At 67.8% G+C, this 18,336-nt stretch carries 15 protein-coding genes; 12 read left to right on the top strand and 3 right to left on the bottom strand.

From position 1 onward, the window contains the following. Positions 1-51: 51 nt before the first annotated feature. The 9 genes from K343_RS0103930 to K343_RS0103970 all read left to right on the top strand — a co-directional run bounded on the left by K343_RS0103930 (position 52) and on the right by K343_RS0103970 (position 10,793). Positions 52-1,263 carry an efflux RND transporter periplasmic adaptor subunit gene (locus tag K343_RS0103930; RefSeq protein ID WP_051277923.1) on the top strand — a complete coding sequence of 404 codons (1,212 nt, stop codon included), beginning with the start codon at positions 52-54 and terminating at the stop codon, positions 1,261-1,263. 38 nt (positions 1,264-1,301) lie between these two features. Further along, on the top strand, positions 1,302-4,481 hold the full coding sequence (locus tag K343_RS0103935) for an efflux RND transporter permease subunit (RefSeq protein ID WP_028006941.1): 3,180 nt from the start codon (positions 1,302-1,304) through the stop codon (positions 4,479-4,481). A 16-nt stretch (positions 4,482-4,497) separates the two neighbouring features. Further along, positions 4,498-5,226, top strand: a complete 729-nt coding sequence (locus K343_RS0103940) for an SDR family oxidoreductase (RefSeq protein ID WP_028006942.1) — start codon at positions 4,498-4,500, stop codon at positions 5,224-5,226. A 54-nt stretch (positions 5,227-5,280) separates the two neighbouring features. Then, the gene (locus tag K343_RS0103945; RefSeq protein WP_154662435.1) at positions 5,281-5,565 is read left to right on the top strand and encodes a Rossmann-fold NAD(P)-binding domain-containing protein; all 285 of its coding nucleotides are present in this window, start codon (positions 5,281-5,283) and stop codon (positions 5,563-5,565) included. Positions 5,566-5,600: 35 nt separating this feature from the next. Then, positions 5,601-5,942: a thioredoxin gene (gene trxA / locus K343_RS0103950; RefSeq protein ID WP_028006943.1), complete on the top strand. Its 342-nt coding sequence runs from the start codon at positions 5,601-5,603 to the stop codon at positions 5,940-5,942. A 38-nt stretch (positions 5,943-5,980) separates the two neighbouring features. Beyond that, complete coding sequence (locus K343_RS0103955) at positions 5,981-7,069, top strand: alkene reductase (RefSeq protein WP_028006944.1); 1,089 nt, start codon at positions 5,981-5,983, stop codon at positions 7,067-7,069. Next, positions 7,066-8,535: an efflux transporter outer membrane subunit gene (locus K343_RS20900; protein ID WP_051277924.1), complete on the top strand. Its 1,470-nt coding sequence runs from the start codon at positions 7,066-7,068 to the stop codon at positions 8,533-8,535. The genes K343_RS0103955 and K343_RS20900 overlap by 4 nt, the downstream gene beginning before the upstream one ends. A 20-nt stretch (positions 8,536-8,555) precedes the next feature. Next, positions 8,556-9,263: a glutathione S-transferase N-terminal domain-containing protein gene (locus K343_RS0103965; protein WP_028006945.1), complete on the top strand. Its 708-nt coding sequence runs from the start codon at positions 8,556-8,558 to the stop codon at positions 9,261-9,263. A gap of 105 nt (positions 9,264-9,368) precedes the next feature. Beyond that, positions 9,369-10,793, top strand: a complete 1,425-nt coding sequence (locus tag K343_RS0103970; RefSeq protein ID WP_028006946.1) for a M20/M25/M40 family metallo-hydrolase — start codon at positions 9,369-9,371, stop codon at positions 10,791-10,793. A gap of 250 nt (positions 10,794-11,043) precedes the next feature. Here K343_RS0103970 and K343_RS23215 read toward each other — a convergent pair whose 3' ends face one another. Continuing rightward, entirely contained in the window at positions 11,044-13,794 is a 2,751-nt protein-coding gene (locus K343_RS23215) for a DUF8696 domain-containing protein (protein ID WP_161628854.1), read from the bottom strand. Between the two features lie 123 nt (positions 13,795-13,917). On the opposite strand from K343_RS23215, the gene K343_RS0103980 reads away from it, so the two are divergent. Continuing rightward, on the top strand, positions 13,918-14,592 hold the full coding sequence (locus tag K343_RS0103980) for a LuxR C-terminal-related transcriptional regulator (protein ID WP_211226157.1): 675 nt from the start codon (positions 13,918-13,920) through the stop codon (positions 14,590-14,592). Beyond that, positions 14,589-16,409 (top strand): ATP-binding response regulator, encoded by a 1,821-nt coding sequence (locus tag K343_RS20910; RefSeq protein WP_084615661.1) that lies wholly within the window; start codon positions 14,589-14,591, stop codon positions 16,407-16,409. Before K343_RS0103980 ends, K343_RS20910 begins: the two co-directional genes overlap by 4 nt. Before the next feature lie 270 nt (positions 16,410-16,679). Here K343_RS20910 and K343_RS23845 read toward each other — a convergent pair whose 3' ends face one another. Next, positions 16,680-17,138, bottom strand: a complete 459-nt coding sequence (locus tag K343_RS23845) for a hypothetical protein (protein ID WP_211226158.1) — start codon at positions 17,136-17,138, stop codon at positions 16,680-16,682. A 147-nt stretch (positions 17,139-17,285) separates the two neighbouring features. On the opposite strand from K343_RS23845, the gene K343_RS0103995 reads away from it, so the two are divergent. Then, positions 17,286-17,759: a MaoC family dehydratase gene (locus tag K343_RS0103995; RefSeq protein ID WP_028006949.1), complete on the top strand. Its 474-nt coding sequence runs from the start codon at positions 17,286-17,288 to the stop codon at positions 17,757-17,759. A gap of 61 nt (positions 17,760-17,820) precedes the next feature. Here K343_RS0103995 and K343_RS0104000 read toward each other — a convergent pair whose 3' ends face one another. Continuing rightward, on the bottom strand, positions 17,821-18,246 hold the full coding sequence (locus K343_RS0104000) for a hypothetical protein (protein ID WP_154662436.1): 426 nt from the start codon (positions 18,244-18,246) through the stop codon (positions 17,821-17,823). Positions 18,247-18,336 lie beyond the last annotated feature (90 nt).

Below are 18,336 nucleotides of genomic sequence, written 5' to 3' on the forward strand. Positions count from 1 at the left end.
CTCATCCCCCTCGGCGCGCCGTCAGGCGGGCCGACCGTTCGGAGAAGTTTCATGGCCTCGCAGACCCGTCCGTTCATCAGCAATTCTACGCTGAGCCTGCTGCCGCTGGCGCTGTTCGTGCTGGCCGCCGCCGGCCTGTCCGGCTGCAGCGCGCAGGACGCCAGCGCCGCCGCCGCGCCGCCGGCGCCGGAAGTCACCGTCCGTGCCGTCGTGCAGCAGCAGATCGTCGACTGGGACCGTTACACCGGCCGCTTCGAAGCGGTCGAGCATGTCGAGCTGCGTCCGCGCGTGACCGGCTACATCGATCGCGTCGCCTACACCGAAGGCGCGCTGGTCAAGAAGGGCGAGCTGCTGTTCCAGATCGATCCGCGGCCGTATCGGGCGCGGCTCGATCAGGCCGAGGCCGAGCTGGCCCGCGCCCGCGCGCAGGACGAGCTCGCCGCCAGCGAATCGGCGCGCGCCGAAAGCCTGCTGCAGGCGCACGCGATCTCCAAGGAGGAGTACGACGCCCGCGCCAGCAACCGTGGCCAGGCGAGCGCCGGTCTGCGCGCGGCGCGCGCCGCAGTCGAGGCGGCGCGCTTGGACCTGGAGTTCACGCGCGTCACCGCGCCGATCGCCGGACGCGTGTCGCGCGCCGCCGTCACCGCCGGCAACTTCGTCGCGGCCGGCCAGACGGTGCTGACCTCGGTGGTCTCGGTCGATCCGATCTACGTCTATTTCGATGGCGATGAGCAGAGCTACCTCAAGTACGCCGATCTGGCCAGCCGCGGCGAGCGCCCGAGCGAGCGTGACGCGGCGCTGCCGGTCTACGTCGGCCTCGCCAACGAGGACGGCTACCCGCACGCCGGCCGCATCGACTTCATCGACAACGCGCTCGATCCGCAGACCGGCACGATCCGCGCCCGCGCCGTGCTGGCGAACCCGGACGGCCGCCTCACGCCGGGTCTGTTCGCGCGCCTGCAGCTGGCCGGCAGCGGCCGCTATGCGGCGACGCTGCTCGACGAGCGTGCGATCGGCACCGACCAGAGCAAGAAGTTCGTCTACGTCGTCGACGAGCACGGCGCCGTGCAGTACCGCGCGGTGACGCTCGGCGACACGCATGACGGCCTGCGCGTGGTGCGCGACGGCCTGCAGCCGGGCGAACGCGTGATCGTCGCCGGCCAGCAGCGCGTGCGGCCGGGCATGAGCGTCGCGGCCAAGGTCGAGGACGCGCCGCAGCCGACGGCCGACGCGCGCGACGCGATGGCCTTCGCCATCAACTGAAGGCGCCTGCGGGCACGCACGCGCTTCGAAAGGAAGCCATGAAACTGACCCATTTCTTCATCGAGCGGCCGATCTTCGCCGGCGTGCTCTCGTTCCTGGTGCTCGTCGCCGGCCTGATCGCGGTGTTCCGCCTGCCGGTTGCCGAATATCCGGAAGTGGTGCCGCCGACCGTTGTCGTCACCGCCCAGTACCCGGGCGCGACCGCGCAGACGCTGGCCGACACCATCGCCACGCCGCTGGAGCAGGAGATCGTCGGCGTCGAGGACATGATCTACATGAACTCGCAGGCGCAGCAGGACGGCACGCTGCAGCTGACGGTGACGTTCCGTCTCGGCACCGACATCGACCGCGCCCAGGTGCAGGTGCAGAACCGCGTCGCGCAGGCGCTGCCGCGTCTGCCGGAAGAGGTGCGCGCCGCCGGCGTGACGACGCGCAAGAGCTCGCCGAACCTGACGATGGTCGTGCATCTGTACTCGCCGGACGGTCGCTACGACGGCCTCTATCTGCGCAATCTCGCGGTGATCCAGGTGCGCGACCGCCTCGCGCGCCTGCCGGGCGCCGGCGACGTGCAGATGTTCGGTTCCGGCGATTACGCGATGCGCCTGTGGCTGGACCCGCAGAAGCTGGCCTCGCGCAGCCTGACGGTCGACGACGTGGTGCGCGCCGTGCGAGAGCAGAACGTGCAGGTCGCTGCCGGCAGCGTCGGCGCGCCGCCGCTCGAACACAATCCGGCGTTCCAGCTGGCGATCGACGCGCGCGGCCGTCTCAACGACGAGCGCCAGTTCGGCGATATCGTCATCAAGACCGGCACCGACGGCGAGATCACGCAGCTCGCCGACGTCGCCCGCATCGAGCTCGGTGCCGGCCAGTACGCGCTGCGTTCGCTGCTCGACAACCGCGCCGCGGTCGCGCTGCCGGTGTTCCTGCAGCCGGGCGCCAACGCGCTCGAACTGGCCGACAACGTGCGCAAGACGATGGCCGAGCTCAAGCAGACGTTTCCGCAGGGCGTCGACTACTCGATCATCTACGACCCGACGGTGTTCGTGCGCGAGTCGATTCGCGCCGTGATCGAGACCCTGCTCGAAGCGCTGCTGCTGGTCGTCATCGTCGTCATCCTGTTCCTGCAGACCTGGCGCGCGGCGCTGATCCCGATCGTCGCCGTGCCGGTGGCGATCATCGGCAGCTTCGCGGCGATGCAGGTCTTCGGCTTCTCGATCAACACGCTGACGCTGTTCGGTCTGGTCCTGGCGGTCGGCATCGTCGTCGACGACGCCATCGTCGTCGTCGAGAACATCGAGCGCGGCATCGCCGACGGCCTGGCGCCGCGCGCCGCCGCGCACCGCTCGATGGACGAGGTCGCCGGACCGATCATCGCGATCTCGCTGGTGCTGTGCGCGGTGTTCGTGCCGCCGGCCTTCGTCGGCGGCTTCAACGGCCAGTTCTACCGGCAGTTCGCGCTGGTCATCGCTTTCGCCGCGATCATTTCGGCGTTCAATTCACTGACGCTGTCGCCGGCGCTGGCGGCGCTGCTGCTGCGCGGCCACGACGCCAAGCCGGACCGCCTGCAGCGCCTGATCGACGGAGCCTTCGGCTGGCTGTTCCGGCCGTTCAACCGCGTCTTCGCGCGCGGCGCGTCCGGCTACCAGCGCGGCGTGCGCAAGGTGCTGCGCGTCGGCGCGCTCAGCTTCGTCGTCTACGGCGGCCTCGTGCTGCTGACCGGCGTCGGCTTCATGAAGGCGCCGAACGGCTTCATTCCGGCGCAGGACAAGGGCTATCTGATCAGCATCATCCAGCTGCCGGCCGGCGCGTCGATCGAGCGCACCGAGGCGATCGTCAAGAAGGTCGGCGAGATCGGCCTGCAGCAGGCCGGCGTCGAGCACGCCGTGCAGTTTCCGGGCCTGTCGGTCAACGGCTTCACGCGCGCGTCGGATTCGGCGATCGTGTTCTTCCCGCTCAAGTCCTTCGACGCGCGCCGCGGCCTGCGTGGTCCGCAGATCGCCGCCGAGCTGAACCAGAAGCTGGCGGCGATCGACGACGCGATGATCTTCACGGTGATGCCGCCGCCGATCCTCGGCATCGGCACCGCCGGCGGCTTCAAGGCGCAGCTCGAAGATCACACCGACGCCGGCCCGGCGCGCCTGTACCAGATGACGCAGGACTTCGTCGGCGCGCTGCGCCAGCAGCCGGAGCTGGCCGGCGTGTTCTCGACCTACGACGTCAACGCGCCGCAGCTCTACGCCGACATCGACCGCGTCAAGGCCAAGCGCCTGGGCATCGACCTCGACGCCGTGTTCCGCACGCTGCAGGTCTATCTGGGCTCGTACTACATCAACGACTTCAATCGTTTCGGGCGCACCTTCCGCGTCGTCGCGCAGGCCGACGAGGCCTATCGCGCACGGCCGCAGGACGTGCTGCTGCTGAAGACGCGCAACGCCGACGGCGAGATGGTGCCGCTGGCCTCGGTGCTGCGGCTCGAGGAGCACTTCGGGCCGAACACCGCGGCGCGCTACAACGGCTTCCCGAGCGCCGACATCAACGGCGCGACGGCGCCGGGCTTCAGTTCCGGCCAGGCGATGGCGGCGGTCGAGCGCGTGGCGAAGGAAACGCTGCCCAACGGCGTGCATATCGAATGGACGGATCTGGCTTTCCAGCAGATCGGCGCGGCGCAGGCGCTGGCAATCGTGCTGCCGCTGGCAGTGCTGTTCGTGTTCCTCGTGCTCGCCGCGCAGTACGAGAGCCTGATGCTGCCGCTGGCGGTGATCCTGATCGTGCCGATGACGCTGCTGTCGGCGCTCGCCGGCATCTTCCTGATGAAGAGCGAGGTCAACATCTTCACGCAGATCGGCCTGTTCGTGCTGGTCGGCCTGGCGGCCAAGAACGCGATCCTGATCGTCGAGTTCGCCCGCGAGCTGGAAGCGCGCGGCATGGCGACGCTCGACGCCGCGCTCGAAGCCTGCCGCCTGCGCCTGCGGCCGATCCTGATGACCTCGTTCGCCTTCATCTTCGGCGTGCTGCCGCTGGTGACGGCGAGCGGCGCCGGCGCCGAGATGCGCCAGGCGATGGGCATCGCCGTGTTCTTCGGCATGATCGGCGTGACCTTCTTCGGTCTGTTCTTCACGCCGCTGTTCTATGTCGCGCTGCGCCGGCTCGCCCTGCGCCGCGCGACGGCTTCCAACCTTCCCGCCACGCCGGCCACCGCGCCCGCGGGCCAGCACTAGAGACAGGAGCAACACCATGGCAAAGATCGCACTCGTCACCGGCGGCAACCGCGGCATCGGTCTGGAGACCGCGCGCCAGCTCGCCGATCAGGATGTGCTAGTGATCGTCGCCGCGCGCGACTACGGCAAGGCCGTCGAGGCGGCGCGCGCGCTGCGCAAAGGCGCGCACCAGGCCGAGGCCGTGCAGCTCGACGTCACCGACGCGGCGAGCATCGCCGCCGCCGCCGAGGAGGTCGCGCGTCGTCACGGCCGCCTCGACATCCTCATCAACAACGCCGGCATCATCAGCAGCAGTCCGGACGGCCGGCCGTCGTCGCAGCCGGTCGCCGAATGGCGGCGCATCTTCGAGACCAATCTGTTCGGCCTGGTCGAGACCACGCAGGCGTTCCTGCCGCTGCTGAAGAAGTCGGAGGCAGGCCGCATCGTGCACCTGTCGAGCATTCTCGGCTCGAACACGCTGCACGAGACGCCGGGCTCGCCGATCTACGAGTTCAAGGCGGTGCCGGCCTACAGCGCGTCGAAGAGCGCGGTCAACAGCTACACCGTGCATCTGGCCTACGAGCTGCGCGACACGCCGATCAAGGTCAACGCCGCCCATCCGGGTTACGTGAAGACCGAGATGAACGCCGGCGCCGGCGAGCTCGACGTGCCGGACGGCGCGCGCACCAGCGTCGCGCTGGCGCTGCTCGGCCCGGACGGGCCGAGCGGCAAGCTCATCCACCTCGGTCAGGTCTTGCCCTGGTAGCCGTCGCTGCCGGGCGGTACGCAAGGCGGCCTCGCGGCCGCAAAGGAGTCCACGATGGCATTTCCCCAGGAACGGGTCGCATTGATCACCGAGGTGCAGCGCGCCGAGCGCTACGCGCAGGCACGCGCCCTCGCGCAGCAGGGCCTGCACGTCGTCGTCGCGGCGACGGAGTGGGCGAGGGCGGTCGATGCCGCGCTGCGTCTGCAGCTCGAAGGCCTGTCGGCCGAGGCGCTGCATCTGGAACGCCGCGATGCCGCCACGCTGGCGGCCGCCAAGCAGCAGATCATCCGTCGCCGCGGCCAGCTCGACATCGTCGTCGACGAGCCGGCGCTCGCCTGAGCGCCGTCCCTCCATCGTCCAAGGAGATATCTGTCATGAATGAACGCATTTCCCATGTCACCGACGCCAGCTTCGAGCAGGACGTCCGCCAGGCGAGCGGCCGGCAGCCGGTACTCGTCGATTTCTGGGCGGAGTGGTGCGGCCCCTGCCGCATGGTCGCGCCGGTGCTCGACCAGCTCGCCGTCGAGAACGGCGAACGCCTGAAGATCGTCAAGCTCAATGTCGACGAAAACCCGCAGGTGGCCGCCGCACTCGGCATTCGCGGCATACCGACGCTGATGCTGTTCAAGGACGGCGAGCTGGCGGCGACCCAGGTCGGCGCGGTGCCGAAGGCACAGCTCGCGGCCTTCGTCGCGCCGCATCTCGCCGCCGTCTGAAGACGCCGCCGTCCAACAAGAAAAACAGGAGCATCCTCATGAGCGCTTCACTCTTTTCCCCGCTGCAGCTCGGCGACCTCCACCTGCCGAACCGCATCATCATGGCGCCGATGACGCGCACGCGCGCCGAACCGGGTCACGTGCCCGGCGCGCTGATGGCCACGCATTACGCGCAGCGCGCCAGCGCCGGCCTGCTGATCGCCGAGGCGACCTCGGTGGCGCCGCGGACCAGCGCTTTCGGCGCCGATCCGGGCGTCTACGATGAGGCCCAGGTCGCCGGCTGGCGGCAGGTGGTCGACGCCGTGCACGCCGCCGGCGGCCGCATCGCGCTGCAGGTCTTCCATCCGGGCCGCGCCGCGCTGCCGGGCCTCAACGATGGCGCGCAGCCGGTGTCGTCGACCGACCGCGCGATCCGCCTGCCGCAGGGCGACGACCGCGTCGTCGCCGCGCCGCGGCGCCTGACGCTCGCCGAGATCGGCGAGGTCGTCGCGCAATTCCGCCGCGGCATCGAGAACGCGCACCGCGCCGGCTTCGACGCCGTCGAGATCCACGGTGCGCACGGCTACCTGCTCGACCAGTTCCTGCGCGACAGCGTCAACGACCGCAGCGACGCGTACGGCGGGTCGCTCGAAAACCGCGCGCGCCTGCTGCTCGCGGTGCTCGACGAGGCGATCGCCGTGTTCGGCTCCGGTCGCGTCGGCCTGCGTATCTCGCCGCTGGTCGCTTACAACGACATCAGCGACTCGGATCCGCGCGCGCTGGTGCAGTACGTGGCGCAGGAGATCGAGCGCCGCGCCGTCGCTTTTCTCGACCTGCGCCACGAGCAGCACGATGCGCCGGAGGAAGAGGCGCTCGCCGACATCGCGCGTCTGCACTACCGCGGCGTGCTGCTGCGCAACGGCGGCTACGACCGCGACAGCGGCGCCGCCGATCTCGCCAGCGGCCGTGCCGACGGCATCGTCTACGGCAAGCCGTTCCTCGCCAACCCCGACCTCGTCGAGCGCTTCCGCAAGCAGGCGCCGCTCGCGCAGCCGGATTTCTCGCTGCTCTACACGCCGGGCCCGCGCGGCTACATCGACTACCCCGCGCTGGAGCCGGCCGTGATCGACGAACCCGCACTCGCATGAACACCTCACGTTTTTCACGGCGCCGCGCGGCGCTCAAGCCCCTGCTGATCGCGCTCGGCGCGGCGGCGCTGACGGCCTGCGCGGTCGGCCCGGATTACCGGGCGCCGCCGCTGCCGGCCGCGCAGGCGGTCGCCGACATCGGCCTCGACCCCGCGTTCTACAGCGCCGAAGCGCCGCCGGCGCAGTTCTGGGCCAGCTTCGGCGACGCCGGCCTGGAGGCGCTCGAAGCGCGCGCGCTGACCGCCAATCACGATCTGCGCATCGCGCTCGCCAATCTCAACCAGGCGCGCGCGCTGCGCCGCGAGGCCTTCCTCGACTATCTGCCGACGGTGACGGCCGGCGCCGGCTACACGGTCGCGCAGCAGAGCGCCGACCAGGCGCCGGGCTACAGCCGCGACGACCGCCACAGCGAGCTTTACGACGCCGGCTTCGACGCGTCCTGGGAGCTCGATCTGTTCGGCCGCGTGCGGCGTCTCAACGAGGCCAGCCGCGCCAACGAGGAGGCGCTGGCCGCCGACCTGCGCGCCGCGCAGCTGTCGGTCGCCGCCGAGGTCGCGCGCACTTATTTCGAGCTGCGCGGCGCGCAGGCGCGGCTGGCGGTCGCCGAACGCAACGCCGACAACCAGCTCGGCACGCTGAACTACACCGAGGCGCGTCTGGCCTACGGCCGCGGCACCGAGTTCGACCGCGAACGCGCGCGCGCGCAGCTGGCGGCGACGCGCGCGCGCGTGCCGGATCTGCGCACCGCGGTCGCCAACGCCGAGCACCGTCTCGCGATGCTCGCCGGGCTGGTGCCGAGCGCGCTGCGCGACGAGCTGGACGCGCCGCAGGCGCTGCCGCCGTTGCCGCGTCTGGTGCGGATCGGCGAGCCGGAAGCGCTGCTGCGCCGGCGTCCGGACGTCGCCAGCGCCGAGCGTCAGCTCGCCGCCGCGACCGCCGGCATCGGCGTCGCGGTCGCCGACTACTTCCCGCGCGTGAGTTTCACTGGCGAGGCGGGTTTCTCGGTCGCGCATCTCGGCTCGGTCGGCGACGGCGGCAGCGATCGCTACGCGTTCGGACCGAGCATCAGCTGGGCGGCCTTCGATCTGGGCCGCGTGCAGGCGCGCGTCGCGCAGCGTCGCGCCGGCGCCGACGCCGCGCTCGCGCGCTACGAGCAGAGCGTGCTGCGCGCGCTGGAGGAGACGGCCAACACGCTGGTCGGCTACGGCCAGAACCGCCGCAAGCTCGATCTGCTCGACGAGGGGGCGCAGGCCAGCGCGCGCGCGGTGCAGCTGGCGCGGGTACGCTTCGAAGCCGGCGCGGCGGATTTCATCGACGTGCTCGACGCCGAGCGCAGCCTGCTCGACGCCGAGGATCAGCGGGCGCAGGCGCGCACGCAGACCGCGACCTCGCTGGTCGCGCTCTACAAGTCGCTCGGCGGCGGCTGGCAGGGCGCGGCGCCGCAGACGCTGTCGCGCAAGGACTGAACGGGGCACGGAGCACGACGATGATCGACCTCTATTACTGGACCACGCCGAACGGCCACAAGATCACGATCTTCCTGGAGGAAGCCGGCCTGGACTACCGCATCGTGCCGGTGCACATCGGCCGCGGCGAACAGTTCCGGCCGGACTTCCTGCGCATCGCGCCGAACAACCGCATTCCGGCGATCGTCGATCACGCGCCGGCCGACGGCGGCGCAGCGCTGACGCTGTTCGAGTCCGGCGCGATCCTGCAGTACCTCGCCGAGAAGAGCGGCCGTTTCCTGCCGGCCGATCGGCGCGGTCGCTACGAGACGATGCAATGGCTGTTCTGGCAGATGGCCGGCCTCGGCCCGATGCTCGGCCAGAACCACCATTTCCGGAACTACGCGCCCGAGAAGATCCCGTACGCGATCGAGCGCTACGTGAAGGAAACCAACCGCCTGTACGGCGTGCTCGACCGGCGGCTCGCCGACCGCGAGTTCATCGCCGGCCCGTACACGATCGCCGACATGGCGGCGTATCCGTGGATCGTCCCGCACGAGGCGCAGGGCCAGACGCTGGCCGAGTTCCCGAACCTGCGGCGCTGGTTCGAGGCGATCGCCGCGCGCCCGGCGGTGCAGCGCGCCTATGCCCGCGCGCGCGAGATCAACACCGCGGCGACGGTCGACGAGGAGGCGCGGCGCGTGCTGTTCGGCCAGGATGCCGGCTCGGTGCGCCAGGCGGCGGGCTGAACGCCACGGCCCGCGCCGGCGCGATACGTCGCGCCCCCTTGCGCGAGTGGGCATGCACTTTCTAGGCTCGGGTCTTTCTGCAGATTCCCGACCCCGGAGACCGGCATGCGCGCCCTTCGCAGTGCTTCCTTTGTTCTCGCCGCGCTGGCCGCCGCCGCGCAGCCCGTCGCCGAAGCCGCCGGCGATGCCGGCGAAGCGGCGTTCCGCTCGCTGTACCGCGAGCTGGTCGAAACCAACACCGCGCTGTCGGCCGGCAGCTGCACGGCCGCCGCCGGGAAGATGGCGGCGCGGCTCAGGAACGCCGGCTATGGCGATGCCCAGTTGCAGATCCTCGCGCCGCCGGACCGGCCGCAGGACGGCGCGCTGATCGCCACGCTGCCGGGCCGCGACGCCTCGCTCAAGCCGATCCTGCTGCTCGCGCACATCGACGTCGTCGAGGCCAAGCGCGAGGACTGGCGGCGCGATCCGTTCACGCTCGTCGAGGAAGACGGCTTTTTCTACGCACGCGGCGCCAGCGACGACAAGGCGATGGCGGCGGTCTTCACCGACAGCCTGATCCGCTACCGCCAGGAAGGCTTCAAGCCGCGCCGCGGTCTCAAGCTGGCGCTGACCTGCGGCGAGGAAACGCCGCAGACCTTCAACAGCGTCTACTGGTTGCTCAAGACCCGGCCCGAGGTGCTCGACGCTGCGTTCGCGATCAACGAAGGCGCCGGCGGTGAACTCGACGGCGACGGCAGGCCGCGCGCGCTGCAGATCCAGGCCGGCGAGAAGGTCTATCAGGACTTCAAGCTGGAGGTCACGAATCCCGGCGGCCACAGCTCGCGGCCGGTGCCGGACAACGCGATCTATCGTCTCGCCGCGGCGCTGGGCAGGATCGGCGCGTACTCGTTCCCGACCCGGTTCAACGACGCCACGCTCGGCTACTTCACGCAGCAGGCCAGGCTTTCGCCGCCGGACGTCGCCGCCGACATGCGCGCGATCCTCGCCGATCCGCAGGACCAGGCCGCCGCCGCGCGCCTGTGGGCGAAGAACCCCGGCTGGAACAGCATGCTGCGCACGACCTGCGTCGCCACCCAGGTCGAGGCCGGCCACGCGCCGAATGCGCTGCCGCAGCGCGCCACCGCCAACGTCAACTGTCGCATCCTGCCCGGCGTTGCCCCCGAGACCGTGCGCCAGACGCTGGTCGGGCTGATCGGCGACGAACAGGTCGTCGTCAGCGCCGAAGCGGAACCCTCGACCGGCGTCGGCGCGCCGCCGCCGCTGACGGCCGCCATCCTCGGCCCGGTGCAGAAGCTCGCGCAGAAGATGTGGCCGGGCGTGACCGTGGTGCCGACGATGTCGACCGGCGCCACCGACAGCCGCTTCCTGATCGGCGCCGGTATTCCCAGCTACGGCCTGTCCGGCATGTTCCACGACGCCGAGGGCAGCCACGCGCACGGTCTCGACGAGCGCATACGCGTGCAATCGCTGCTGGACGGCCGCGCGTTCCTCTACGAGATCGTCAAGGTCTACGCCAGCCAGAAGGACTAATCCACTGAACCTGGTGAATGGCACCGGGTTCGGCGTGTTGGATCGGCATACTTCGATTCGCCGCGGCGATCCGGGCGATGCGCTTCGGTGTGAAGATCTGCGTTATCGCCGCCGGTGCTCGCGGCATCGCCCGGATTGAGAGCCCACGTGCAGCGATTCCTTGCACGGCAGAGTGGTGATCCGTTGTAGAGCCGCTGTTATCAGTCGGGCCGAGCCGATCCGGAGCAGATGCGAGCGGCCCTTCGGAGCATCAAGGCGCGGCCTTGAAGACATTGGTCCGGACACGGTACGGAGTCTGAGTGTTGGGCGCCGTCCAGGCGGCCAGCAAGTCGCCGTCGGGCAGGCCGATGACGCGGAGACTGCTGTTGCCGACGCCATTATTGTTCGGCATTGCAGAGATGATCTCCGGCGTGGTCCAGGCATTGCCGGGTGTACGCTGGCCGGCCCTGATGAAGCCGCTGCCGTCCTGGTAAACCACAGTAGAGATGCCGTGAGGATCGATGGCGCCGAACGTCAGAGGCCGGATGTTGCTGCCAGTGTCCTGCACCAGCTGCATGGTTGCCCATCCGCTGGATGCGCTGTAAGGCAGCGCGACCACGCGCCAATCGACACTCGATGCACTGCTGAGGAAACTGGCGGCGCTGACCAGCGCATCGCCGTTGGTGGCGAACGCCACTTTCGGTCCACTGGTGATTTCGGTGCTGTCGCTGCTCATCCAGTGTGGCGCTTCCCAGGCGCCGTCATAGCGGCTCACCTGCACCCGCCGCCTGTTTGCGTCGTCATACGTTTCCCAAGCGGCGATCGCGTTGCCGGCGGCATCCACGGCAATATCACTAATGCTCGCGCCGATGTCCGTGCCGGTTGGCATGGAAGCGATGGAGACGGAGTTGCCGCTGGCACTGCCCGCAGTGAAATGGCTTGCCAAGACATCACCGGGGCCGGCATCCGAACGACGCGTCCACAGGAGCACGGCATGACCGCCGGCACCGACGGCCACCTGCATTCCCGCAGGCTGATAGGTCAGGCCGTTTTCAACGGTCTGCGCGTAGAAGACGTGCAGATCACCCCAAGCACCGGCGTCGAACGTGGCGGCAACGATGTTGAAATTTCCACAATTGCACGGGGAATCGTGCTGCGACCACAGCACCGTGACGCCGCCCGCAGGATTCACCGCAACGCCACCCAGCACAGACGCCTGACCATTGCCCGGCCCGCCCTGAGCGGGGTCGGGGAGCGGTTGCCTTGCCGGCGTTCCCCATCCGCTGCCGGCGGTGTAGCGGATGGCCCAGGCCCGCTTCGGATTGTTGTAGGTGTCTACATCTGCAAACACCCACGCCGCCGTGATATTGCCCTGATTGTCCATGCCGGCATCGATATCGTAGGCATTGGCAACGACGCTTTCTGCTGCACTCCAGCCGGTCGTCGGGTCATAGCGGCGCAGGAACAAGCCATGGCCATTGCCGGTGTCGCCGGTCCAAAGCAGAGCGGCCTGTCCGTTGGCATTGCGGACCAGACGGAGCGAAGACATGTCTCCCATGCCCTGTTCCTGTACGCCCTGCCAACCGGAGACCGGCTGACTCACGGTCAAGGTCGCGGCACTGCTGTACACCGTGCCTTCGCTGTTGCTGGCGATGGCGCGGAACTGTTTGCCGTTGTCGCCTGCGGCCGCGGCCGGTGTGTCGTAGCTGGCCGAAGTGGCGCCGTTGATGTTGGTCCAGCTGGACCCGTTGTCCGCCGACAACTGCCACTGGAAAGTCGGCGTGGGTATACCGCTCGCGGCCGCGCTGAAATGCGCGCTGTCGCCTGCCGCCACGCTTGCGTCCTGCGGCTGCGTGGTAAAGACCGGTGCAGCGTTGGCTGCGGTCACGGTCAGCGTGACGGCATTGCTGGTGGCACTCCCTTCGCTATTCGTGGCGATGAGATGGAACTGCGCACCGTTGTCGCCTGCAACCGTGACCGGAGTGGTGTAGTGGCTGCTGGTCGCGCCGACGATGTCCGTCCAGCTCGCACCGCTATTGTCGGAGCGTTGCCACTGCAGAGTGGGTGTCGGTGTGCCGGCGACGCTGGCGCTGAAGGTGGCGCTGCTGCCTGCGGTGACACTCTGACTGGCGGGTTGTGCGGTGAAGGACGGCGCCACATTTGTCGATGGCGCAGCCTCGACGGTCAGCACCGCGGCATTGCTGGTCATGCTGCCAGCCGTGTTGCTGATCTGGACGCGGAATTGCGTACCACTGGCCGAGACTGAGGTCGCCGGCGTGGTGTAACTGGCGGCGGTGGCCCCGCTGATATCACTCCAGGCGGTGCCATTCGCCGATAGCTGCCACTGGTACTGCAGCGATGTGCCCGTCGCCGTGACGCTGAATGTGGCCGTAGCGGGTTCGGTCACCGTCTGGTTGGCGGGCTGCACGGTGATGGCCGGCGCCTGCACTGCGGTAGTAACCGTGAGCTGAGCCGGCGAACTCGCCACCGTTGCGCCTGCCGCCGTCACCAGCACGCGAAACCAGCGGCCGGAGTCGCCGAGCGTCGTCGTCGCCAGCGTGTAGCTGGTGGCCGTGGCGCCGGAAATGTCCGACCAGCTCGTCCCGCCATCGGCACTGGTTTGCCATTGATAGCCTGGCGCGTCGCCCGTTGCCGTGACGTTGAAGCTGGCGGCACTGCCCGCGACCACGGACAAGTCCGCTGGTTGCGCGGTGATCACGGGCGTGGGCGGCGGGGCGTTGTGGTCACTGCCGCAGGCCGCCAGCAAGAACGTCACGCCAAGCAGCGCCACCATCCGGCGCCATCCATTTTTAGATGGGTTGAATCCGCTCATTTCTTTTGCCCGTGTCTTGCATGGCCACCACGCTCGCAGCCAGTTGCACCCACAGCATTCAAAAAAAACGGCGCCAGCAGCAGTGCCGAAAGTCATGCCCTCATCCGGAAACGCGTAAGAAATTGTCGCGACAGCGCAATTTGCAGATTCATCGCCGAAGGTCAGCGCCCGGGAAATGACTTTCGCCACTGGGCGAACACGGGTGACAACTCCTAACATCCATGGCATGAATGCTGGTGAGGCCTTTCTTCTCCCGACATGAGCACGGCAAGGACTGATACCGATACGACGGGACCCGTCGGGAGCCGTTCAGTGACGCCATCGACTGGCGGCATTCTGCTCGTCGACGATCACGAACTTGTACGTCTGGGGTTTCGTGCGCTGGTGGAGTCGCGGGCTATGGTGCCGGGACAGTCACCGATGGTTCTTTTCGAGGCCCACACGCTCGCCGAAGCGCTGACGCTGTATCGCGAGCATCACGCCAGGATCGCGGTGGTCGTGCTGGATCTGAACCTGCCTGATAGCGATGGGCTTGGCGGCCTGGTGGCTTTCCGCCGGCACTTTCCCACTGCTGCCGTGGTGGTTCTGTCTGGCACAGACCATCCCGCCACGGTGCAGAGCGCCCTGGCGCTGGGCGCCGTGGCGTTCTTTTCAAAATCCGGTGATCTCGGAAACATGGTGGGCTTTGTGCACGTCTGCCTGCTGCACGGACCGGAAGCCGCTCGCCAGCGACTGCCCGGTCCTGCAACGGCCTTCGCCGGGATCGGCTCCGCAACCGATGCGGGAGAATTTGCGCCGATCGCCGGGCAGACGCTGTCCACACGCCAGCTGCAGATTCTGCAATGGCTGTTGCAGGGCAAATCCAACCGCGAGATCAGTCAACTCGCCCTGCTGTCCGAGGGCACCGTGAAGAACCATGTCTCGACCTTGCTGTTGTCTTTCGGGGTGCGCTCACGCGCGCAACTCATCAGCAAGCTGCACACATGAGCCAGCCTTCGCGCATCGATACGCGCAAGACCGGCGGCACGTTCGATGTCCTTGATCTCGATGCACTGATCCTGCGAGAGCAGGCGGACTCGCTGTTTTCCACCATTCGCCCGGCCACTTATAGCGACGGCGTGGTCACGGTGGTTTTCGGCCTGCTCATGTACTGGCAGACGCACCAGCTGGTGATTTTCCCGTGGATGGCGCTGCATCTTTGCACGCTGCTGCGCATGCCGCTGATGACGGCGTACTTCGCGGATGCCGAAGCTGACAAGAACATACAGCACTGGATCGACACCTATTGCCGAGAGCTGCGCCTCAACACCGCCGGGTGGGGCTTGGCGCCCATTCTCTTTCTACCGGATAGCGTGCCGCTTACCTCGATCGTAACGCTGGTCATCATGGGGTTTTGCATGGGTGGCGGAATCGCCGTCGCACCGCTGCGGCGCGCCACGTACAGCCTCGTTCTGCCGATGATGCTGGGGCTGATTCTGGGCCTGCTGCTGCGGCCCAGCCTGCTGAACCTGTCTCTGGCGAGTTTCTGCGTAGCTTTTCTGATTGCCGTGCTTCGTTTTACCAAGGCCCAGCACGAGCTGCTCACCAACGCGCTGCGCGCACGCTTCGAAAAAGCGGCGCTGGCGGAACGATTGGAAGAACAGGTGCGCGCGACCGAACTGGCGAGCCAGGAAAAAACCCGTTTCCTCGCCGCTGCCAGCCACGATCTGCGCCAGCCACTGCACGCCATTGCCCTGCTCGGCGCGGCGCTGGAAAAAGAACTCACCGATCGCCCTGAACAACGCAACGCGACACGGTTGATGCGTGCGGTCAACACACTGCGCCATTCCCTCGACACCATGCTGGATGTATCACGGCTGGATGCTGGTGTGGTCGTCGCGGAACGGCAGCCGGTGGCACTGCATGGCCTCTTCCAGTCGCTCAACCAAAGCTTTGTCAGCACGGCCAGCGAGAAAGACATTCAGCTTCGTCTGCGCTCCAGTCCGCTGTGGGTGAATAGTGATCCGCAACTGCTGCACCGCATGCTGTCCAATCTCATCGACAACGCCATCAAATACACCCAGCACGGCGGCGTGCTGGTGGTGGCGCGCCTGCGTCGGCCTCGTAGAGAGAAGGGCGTGCACGAAGCGGAAGTGTGGATAGAGATTTACGACTCCGGCATTGGCATTGCGCCGGAACAACAGGCGCGCGTATTCGAAGAGTTCTATCAGGTCGGCAATCCCGGTCGTGACCGTTCGCTTGGCCTTGGCATCGGCCTGTCCATCGTCAAGCGGCTTTCGATATTGCTCGCACACCCGGTCGAATTGCGCTCTGTTGTCGGGCGCGGGTCGCGCTTCCGTCTGCGGCTGCCGATGGCACGTCCGAGAATCGCCGCACTGTTTGGCGATGATCAGCCCCTGCCACTGTTGCGGCTGCAACCGCCGGCACGCTTGCCCAAGCGCGTTCTGGTCTTGGATGACGAAGCCGATGTCCGCGAAGCCATGAGCCAGCTGTTGCACGCATATGGCATCGAAGCAGACGCCGTGGCCACTGAAGCCGAAGCCGCGATGGCCCTGCAAGCTTCGACGAAAGAACTGAATCCGTTCGCCTTGCTGATCTGCGATTTCCGTCTCGCCAACGGCGTCGATGGTTTGAAAGTCGGTCAAACCCTGTCGCAGCGCTTTCGCAACATGCCGTTGCTGCTGATCACGGGTGAAACCGCGCCGGAACGTCTGCAGCGCGTGCGCGAGGCTGGCGTGCCGGTGCTGTTTAAACCCGTTAACGCCGAACGTCTCTTTCAGGCGATGACGGCAGCCCTGAGGTGAACCATCCTGTCAACAGACCCGGACTCCTGATTCTGATTCCCATGGCTGTCAATGCGCCCCGACGGCGTTCCGTTTGTCACTCAGCCCCCGCCAGCACCGGAAACAGCACCGGCATGCCGGGCGCGATTGCGCCTGTACTCGAAGCCATGACTCCGCGCGCGGCCCGGCGACAGCGGTAGCATCCGGTCCTTGCGATCCAGCGCCTGAATCGCGGTCTTCGCGTTGACGCAGAATGCTGCAGCGTGAGCCGTGGATTCAGGTCCAGGCCGATCACATCCGCTGCCTTGGCCGCGAAGTCGGAATCTTTGGACCCCATATGGGTATCCAGCCGATGCGGACGAATATCGTGCTTGCGCCGGATCCTCTGCGCGTCATGCGCGGCACTTTCAACCGCTTCGCCAGCTTGCGGTTGCTCCAATGCGTCGAGCCGTCGGCGGGCTTGCGCTTGAGCGTGTAGTCCGGAACACGTGCTTCCAGCCGAGCCAGATCGCGGCGTGCCACGCGCCCGGGATGGCGCCCGTGAAGGCTGGCCAGTCGGTCAGACGCAAACCGGCTGCCCCACGTGCCGATAACGCGCGAATCACAACCCAACACCCGTTTGATCGCTTCGAGCGAAAGCCCTTCGTCCAGCAGCAATACCAGGCGTGCGCGGCGAACCTCTCCGGCCGCACGCCGCCGGCTGCGCTGCATCGCCATCAGTTCCGAGCGCTCGCCGTCACTCAGATTCATCTTTCCCATCCACCTCTGATCAGGTGCCATATCATCGGTTCAGTGGATCAGGAAGGCGCCGCGGCGCCGGCAGCCGTTAAGATCGCCTCCCGACGACCGGGCCGGCAGCAGCGCCGGCCCTTTTCACATCAGGAGCGAAGACACGCGATGAGCACGCCCGGACACGACGCGGCCCTGCTGGGGCAGGGTTTCTACTGGCAGGATATCCAGGCGGGGCAGCGCTTCCGCACGATCCGCCGCACCGTCACCGAGACCGACCTCGTCAACTTCATCTCGGTCACCGGCATGCTCGAAGCGATCTTCATCGACGCCGAATTCGAAGGCGGCGCGATCGGCGGGCGCCCGGTGCCGGCGGCGCTGACGCAGTGCCTGATCGAGGGCCTGCTGTTCCAGACCATGATCCAGGGCACCGGCCTGGCGCTGCTCGAAATGTCGTTGAAGGCGATCGCGCCGGTCCGCGTCGGCGACACGATCTGGGCCGTCGTCACCGTCACCGAGGTCAAGCCGACGTCGAAGCACAACCGCGCCGTCGTCAGCAGCGAGATCGAGGTCTACAACACGCGCAACGAGCGCGTGCTGACGTACACGGCGAAGCGGATGCTGGCGGGCCGCAGCGACTGAAGCCGGGGCCGGGCGCGCTGCGCCGGACCGTCGGCCGGCGCGACGCGGCGCGCCCGCGTTTCTACTTCCTCGGGCCGAGCACCTGGTACTGGTCGACGAACAGAAGCTGGTCCGGCAGCCAGCGGTCCTTCGGCTTGTAGAAGTACATCTCCCAGATCACCGGGTGATATTCGTGCTTGGTCAGGTACAGCCGTCGCTGCAGCGACGGCGTGATGTCTTCGGTCGAGATCTTCTCGTACGCGAACGGCTTGCCGTAGATCTGCATGACGGTGCCGAGCTGGCCCTTCAGCAGTTGCATCTGCTGGGCCTTTTGCAGAACCAGCGGATTGGCTGAGAAGAACTCGTCGACAGCCTGGCCGCTGTCGCCCTTGATCATCTTGCCGAACAGCGCGTCCGCCATTTCGTCCGGCGACGGCGCACTCGCCGCGTGGACGACGGGTGCGCAGAACGCCGTCAGCAGCATCAGACCCGCAAGCAGTCGTCGCATGGTTTCCCCCTCGTGTGGTCGAGGGCAGCTTCGCAGTTCACGGTGCCGGCGTCGAGGCGGCCGGACGCTCGATTCGTGCGCTGCGTCCCG

The sequence above is a fragment of the Solimonas flava DSM 18980 genome (assembly GCF_000426685.1).
Lineage (GTDB): Bacteria > Pseudomonadota > Gammaproteobacteria > Nevskiales > Nevskiaceae > Solimonas > Solimonas flava.

What these genes read in the sequence shown, in the direction of transcription:
- K343_RS0103930 (WP_051277923.1), top strand. Translation starts at nt 52, where the DNA reads ATGGCCTCGCAGACCCGTCCGTTCATCAGCAATTCTACGCTGAGCCTG.
- K343_RS0103935 (WP_028006941.1), top strand. Translation starts at nt 1,302, where the DNA reads ATGAAACTGACCCATTTCTTCATCGAGCGGCCGATCTTCGCCGGCGTG.
- K343_RS0103940 (WP_028006942.1), top strand. Translation starts at nt 4,498, where the DNA reads ATGGCAAAGATCGCACTCGTCACCGGCGGCAACCGCGGCATCGGTCTG.
- K343_RS0103945 (WP_154662435.1), top strand. Translation starts at nt 5,281, where the DNA reads ATGGCATTTCCCCAGGAACGGGTCGCATTGATCACCGAGGTGCAGCGC.
- trxA (WP_028006943.1), top strand. Translation starts at nt 5,601, where the DNA reads ATGAATGAACGCATTTCCCATGTCACCGACGCCAGCTTCGAGCAGGAC.
- K343_RS0103955 (WP_028006944.1), top strand. Translation starts at nt 5,981, where the DNA reads ATGAGCGCTTCACTCTTTTCCCCGCTGCAGCTCGGCGACCTCCACCTG.
- K343_RS20900 (WP_051277924.1), top strand. Translation starts at nt 7,066, where the DNA reads ATGAACACCTCACGTTTTTCACGGCGCCGCGCGGCGCTCAAGCCCCTG.
- K343_RS0103965 (WP_028006945.1), top strand. Translation starts at nt 8,556, where the DNA reads ATGATCGACCTCTATTACTGGACCACGCCGAACGGCCACAAGATCACG.
- K343_RS0103970 (WP_028006946.1), top strand. Translation starts at nt 9,369, where the DNA reads ATGCGCGCCCTTCGCAGTGCTTCCTTTGTTCTCGCCGCGCTGGCCGCC.
- K343_RS20910 (WP_084615661.1), top strand. Translation starts at nt 14,589, where the DNA reads ATGAGCCAGCCTTCGCGCATCGATACGCGCAAGACCGGCGGCACGTTC.
- K343_RS23845 (WP_211226158.1), bottom strand. Translation starts at nt 17,138, where the DNA reads ATGAATCTGAGTGACGGCGAGCGCTCGGAACTGATGGCGATGCAGCGC.
- K343_RS0103995 (WP_028006949.1), top strand. Translation starts at nt 17,286, where the DNA reads ATGAGCACGCCCGGACACGACGCGGCCCTGCTGGGGCAGGGTTTCTAC.
- K343_RS0104000 (WP_154662436.1), bottom strand. Translation starts at nt 18,246, where the DNA reads ATGCGACGACTGCTTGCGGGTCTGATGCTGCTGACGGCGTTCTGCGCA.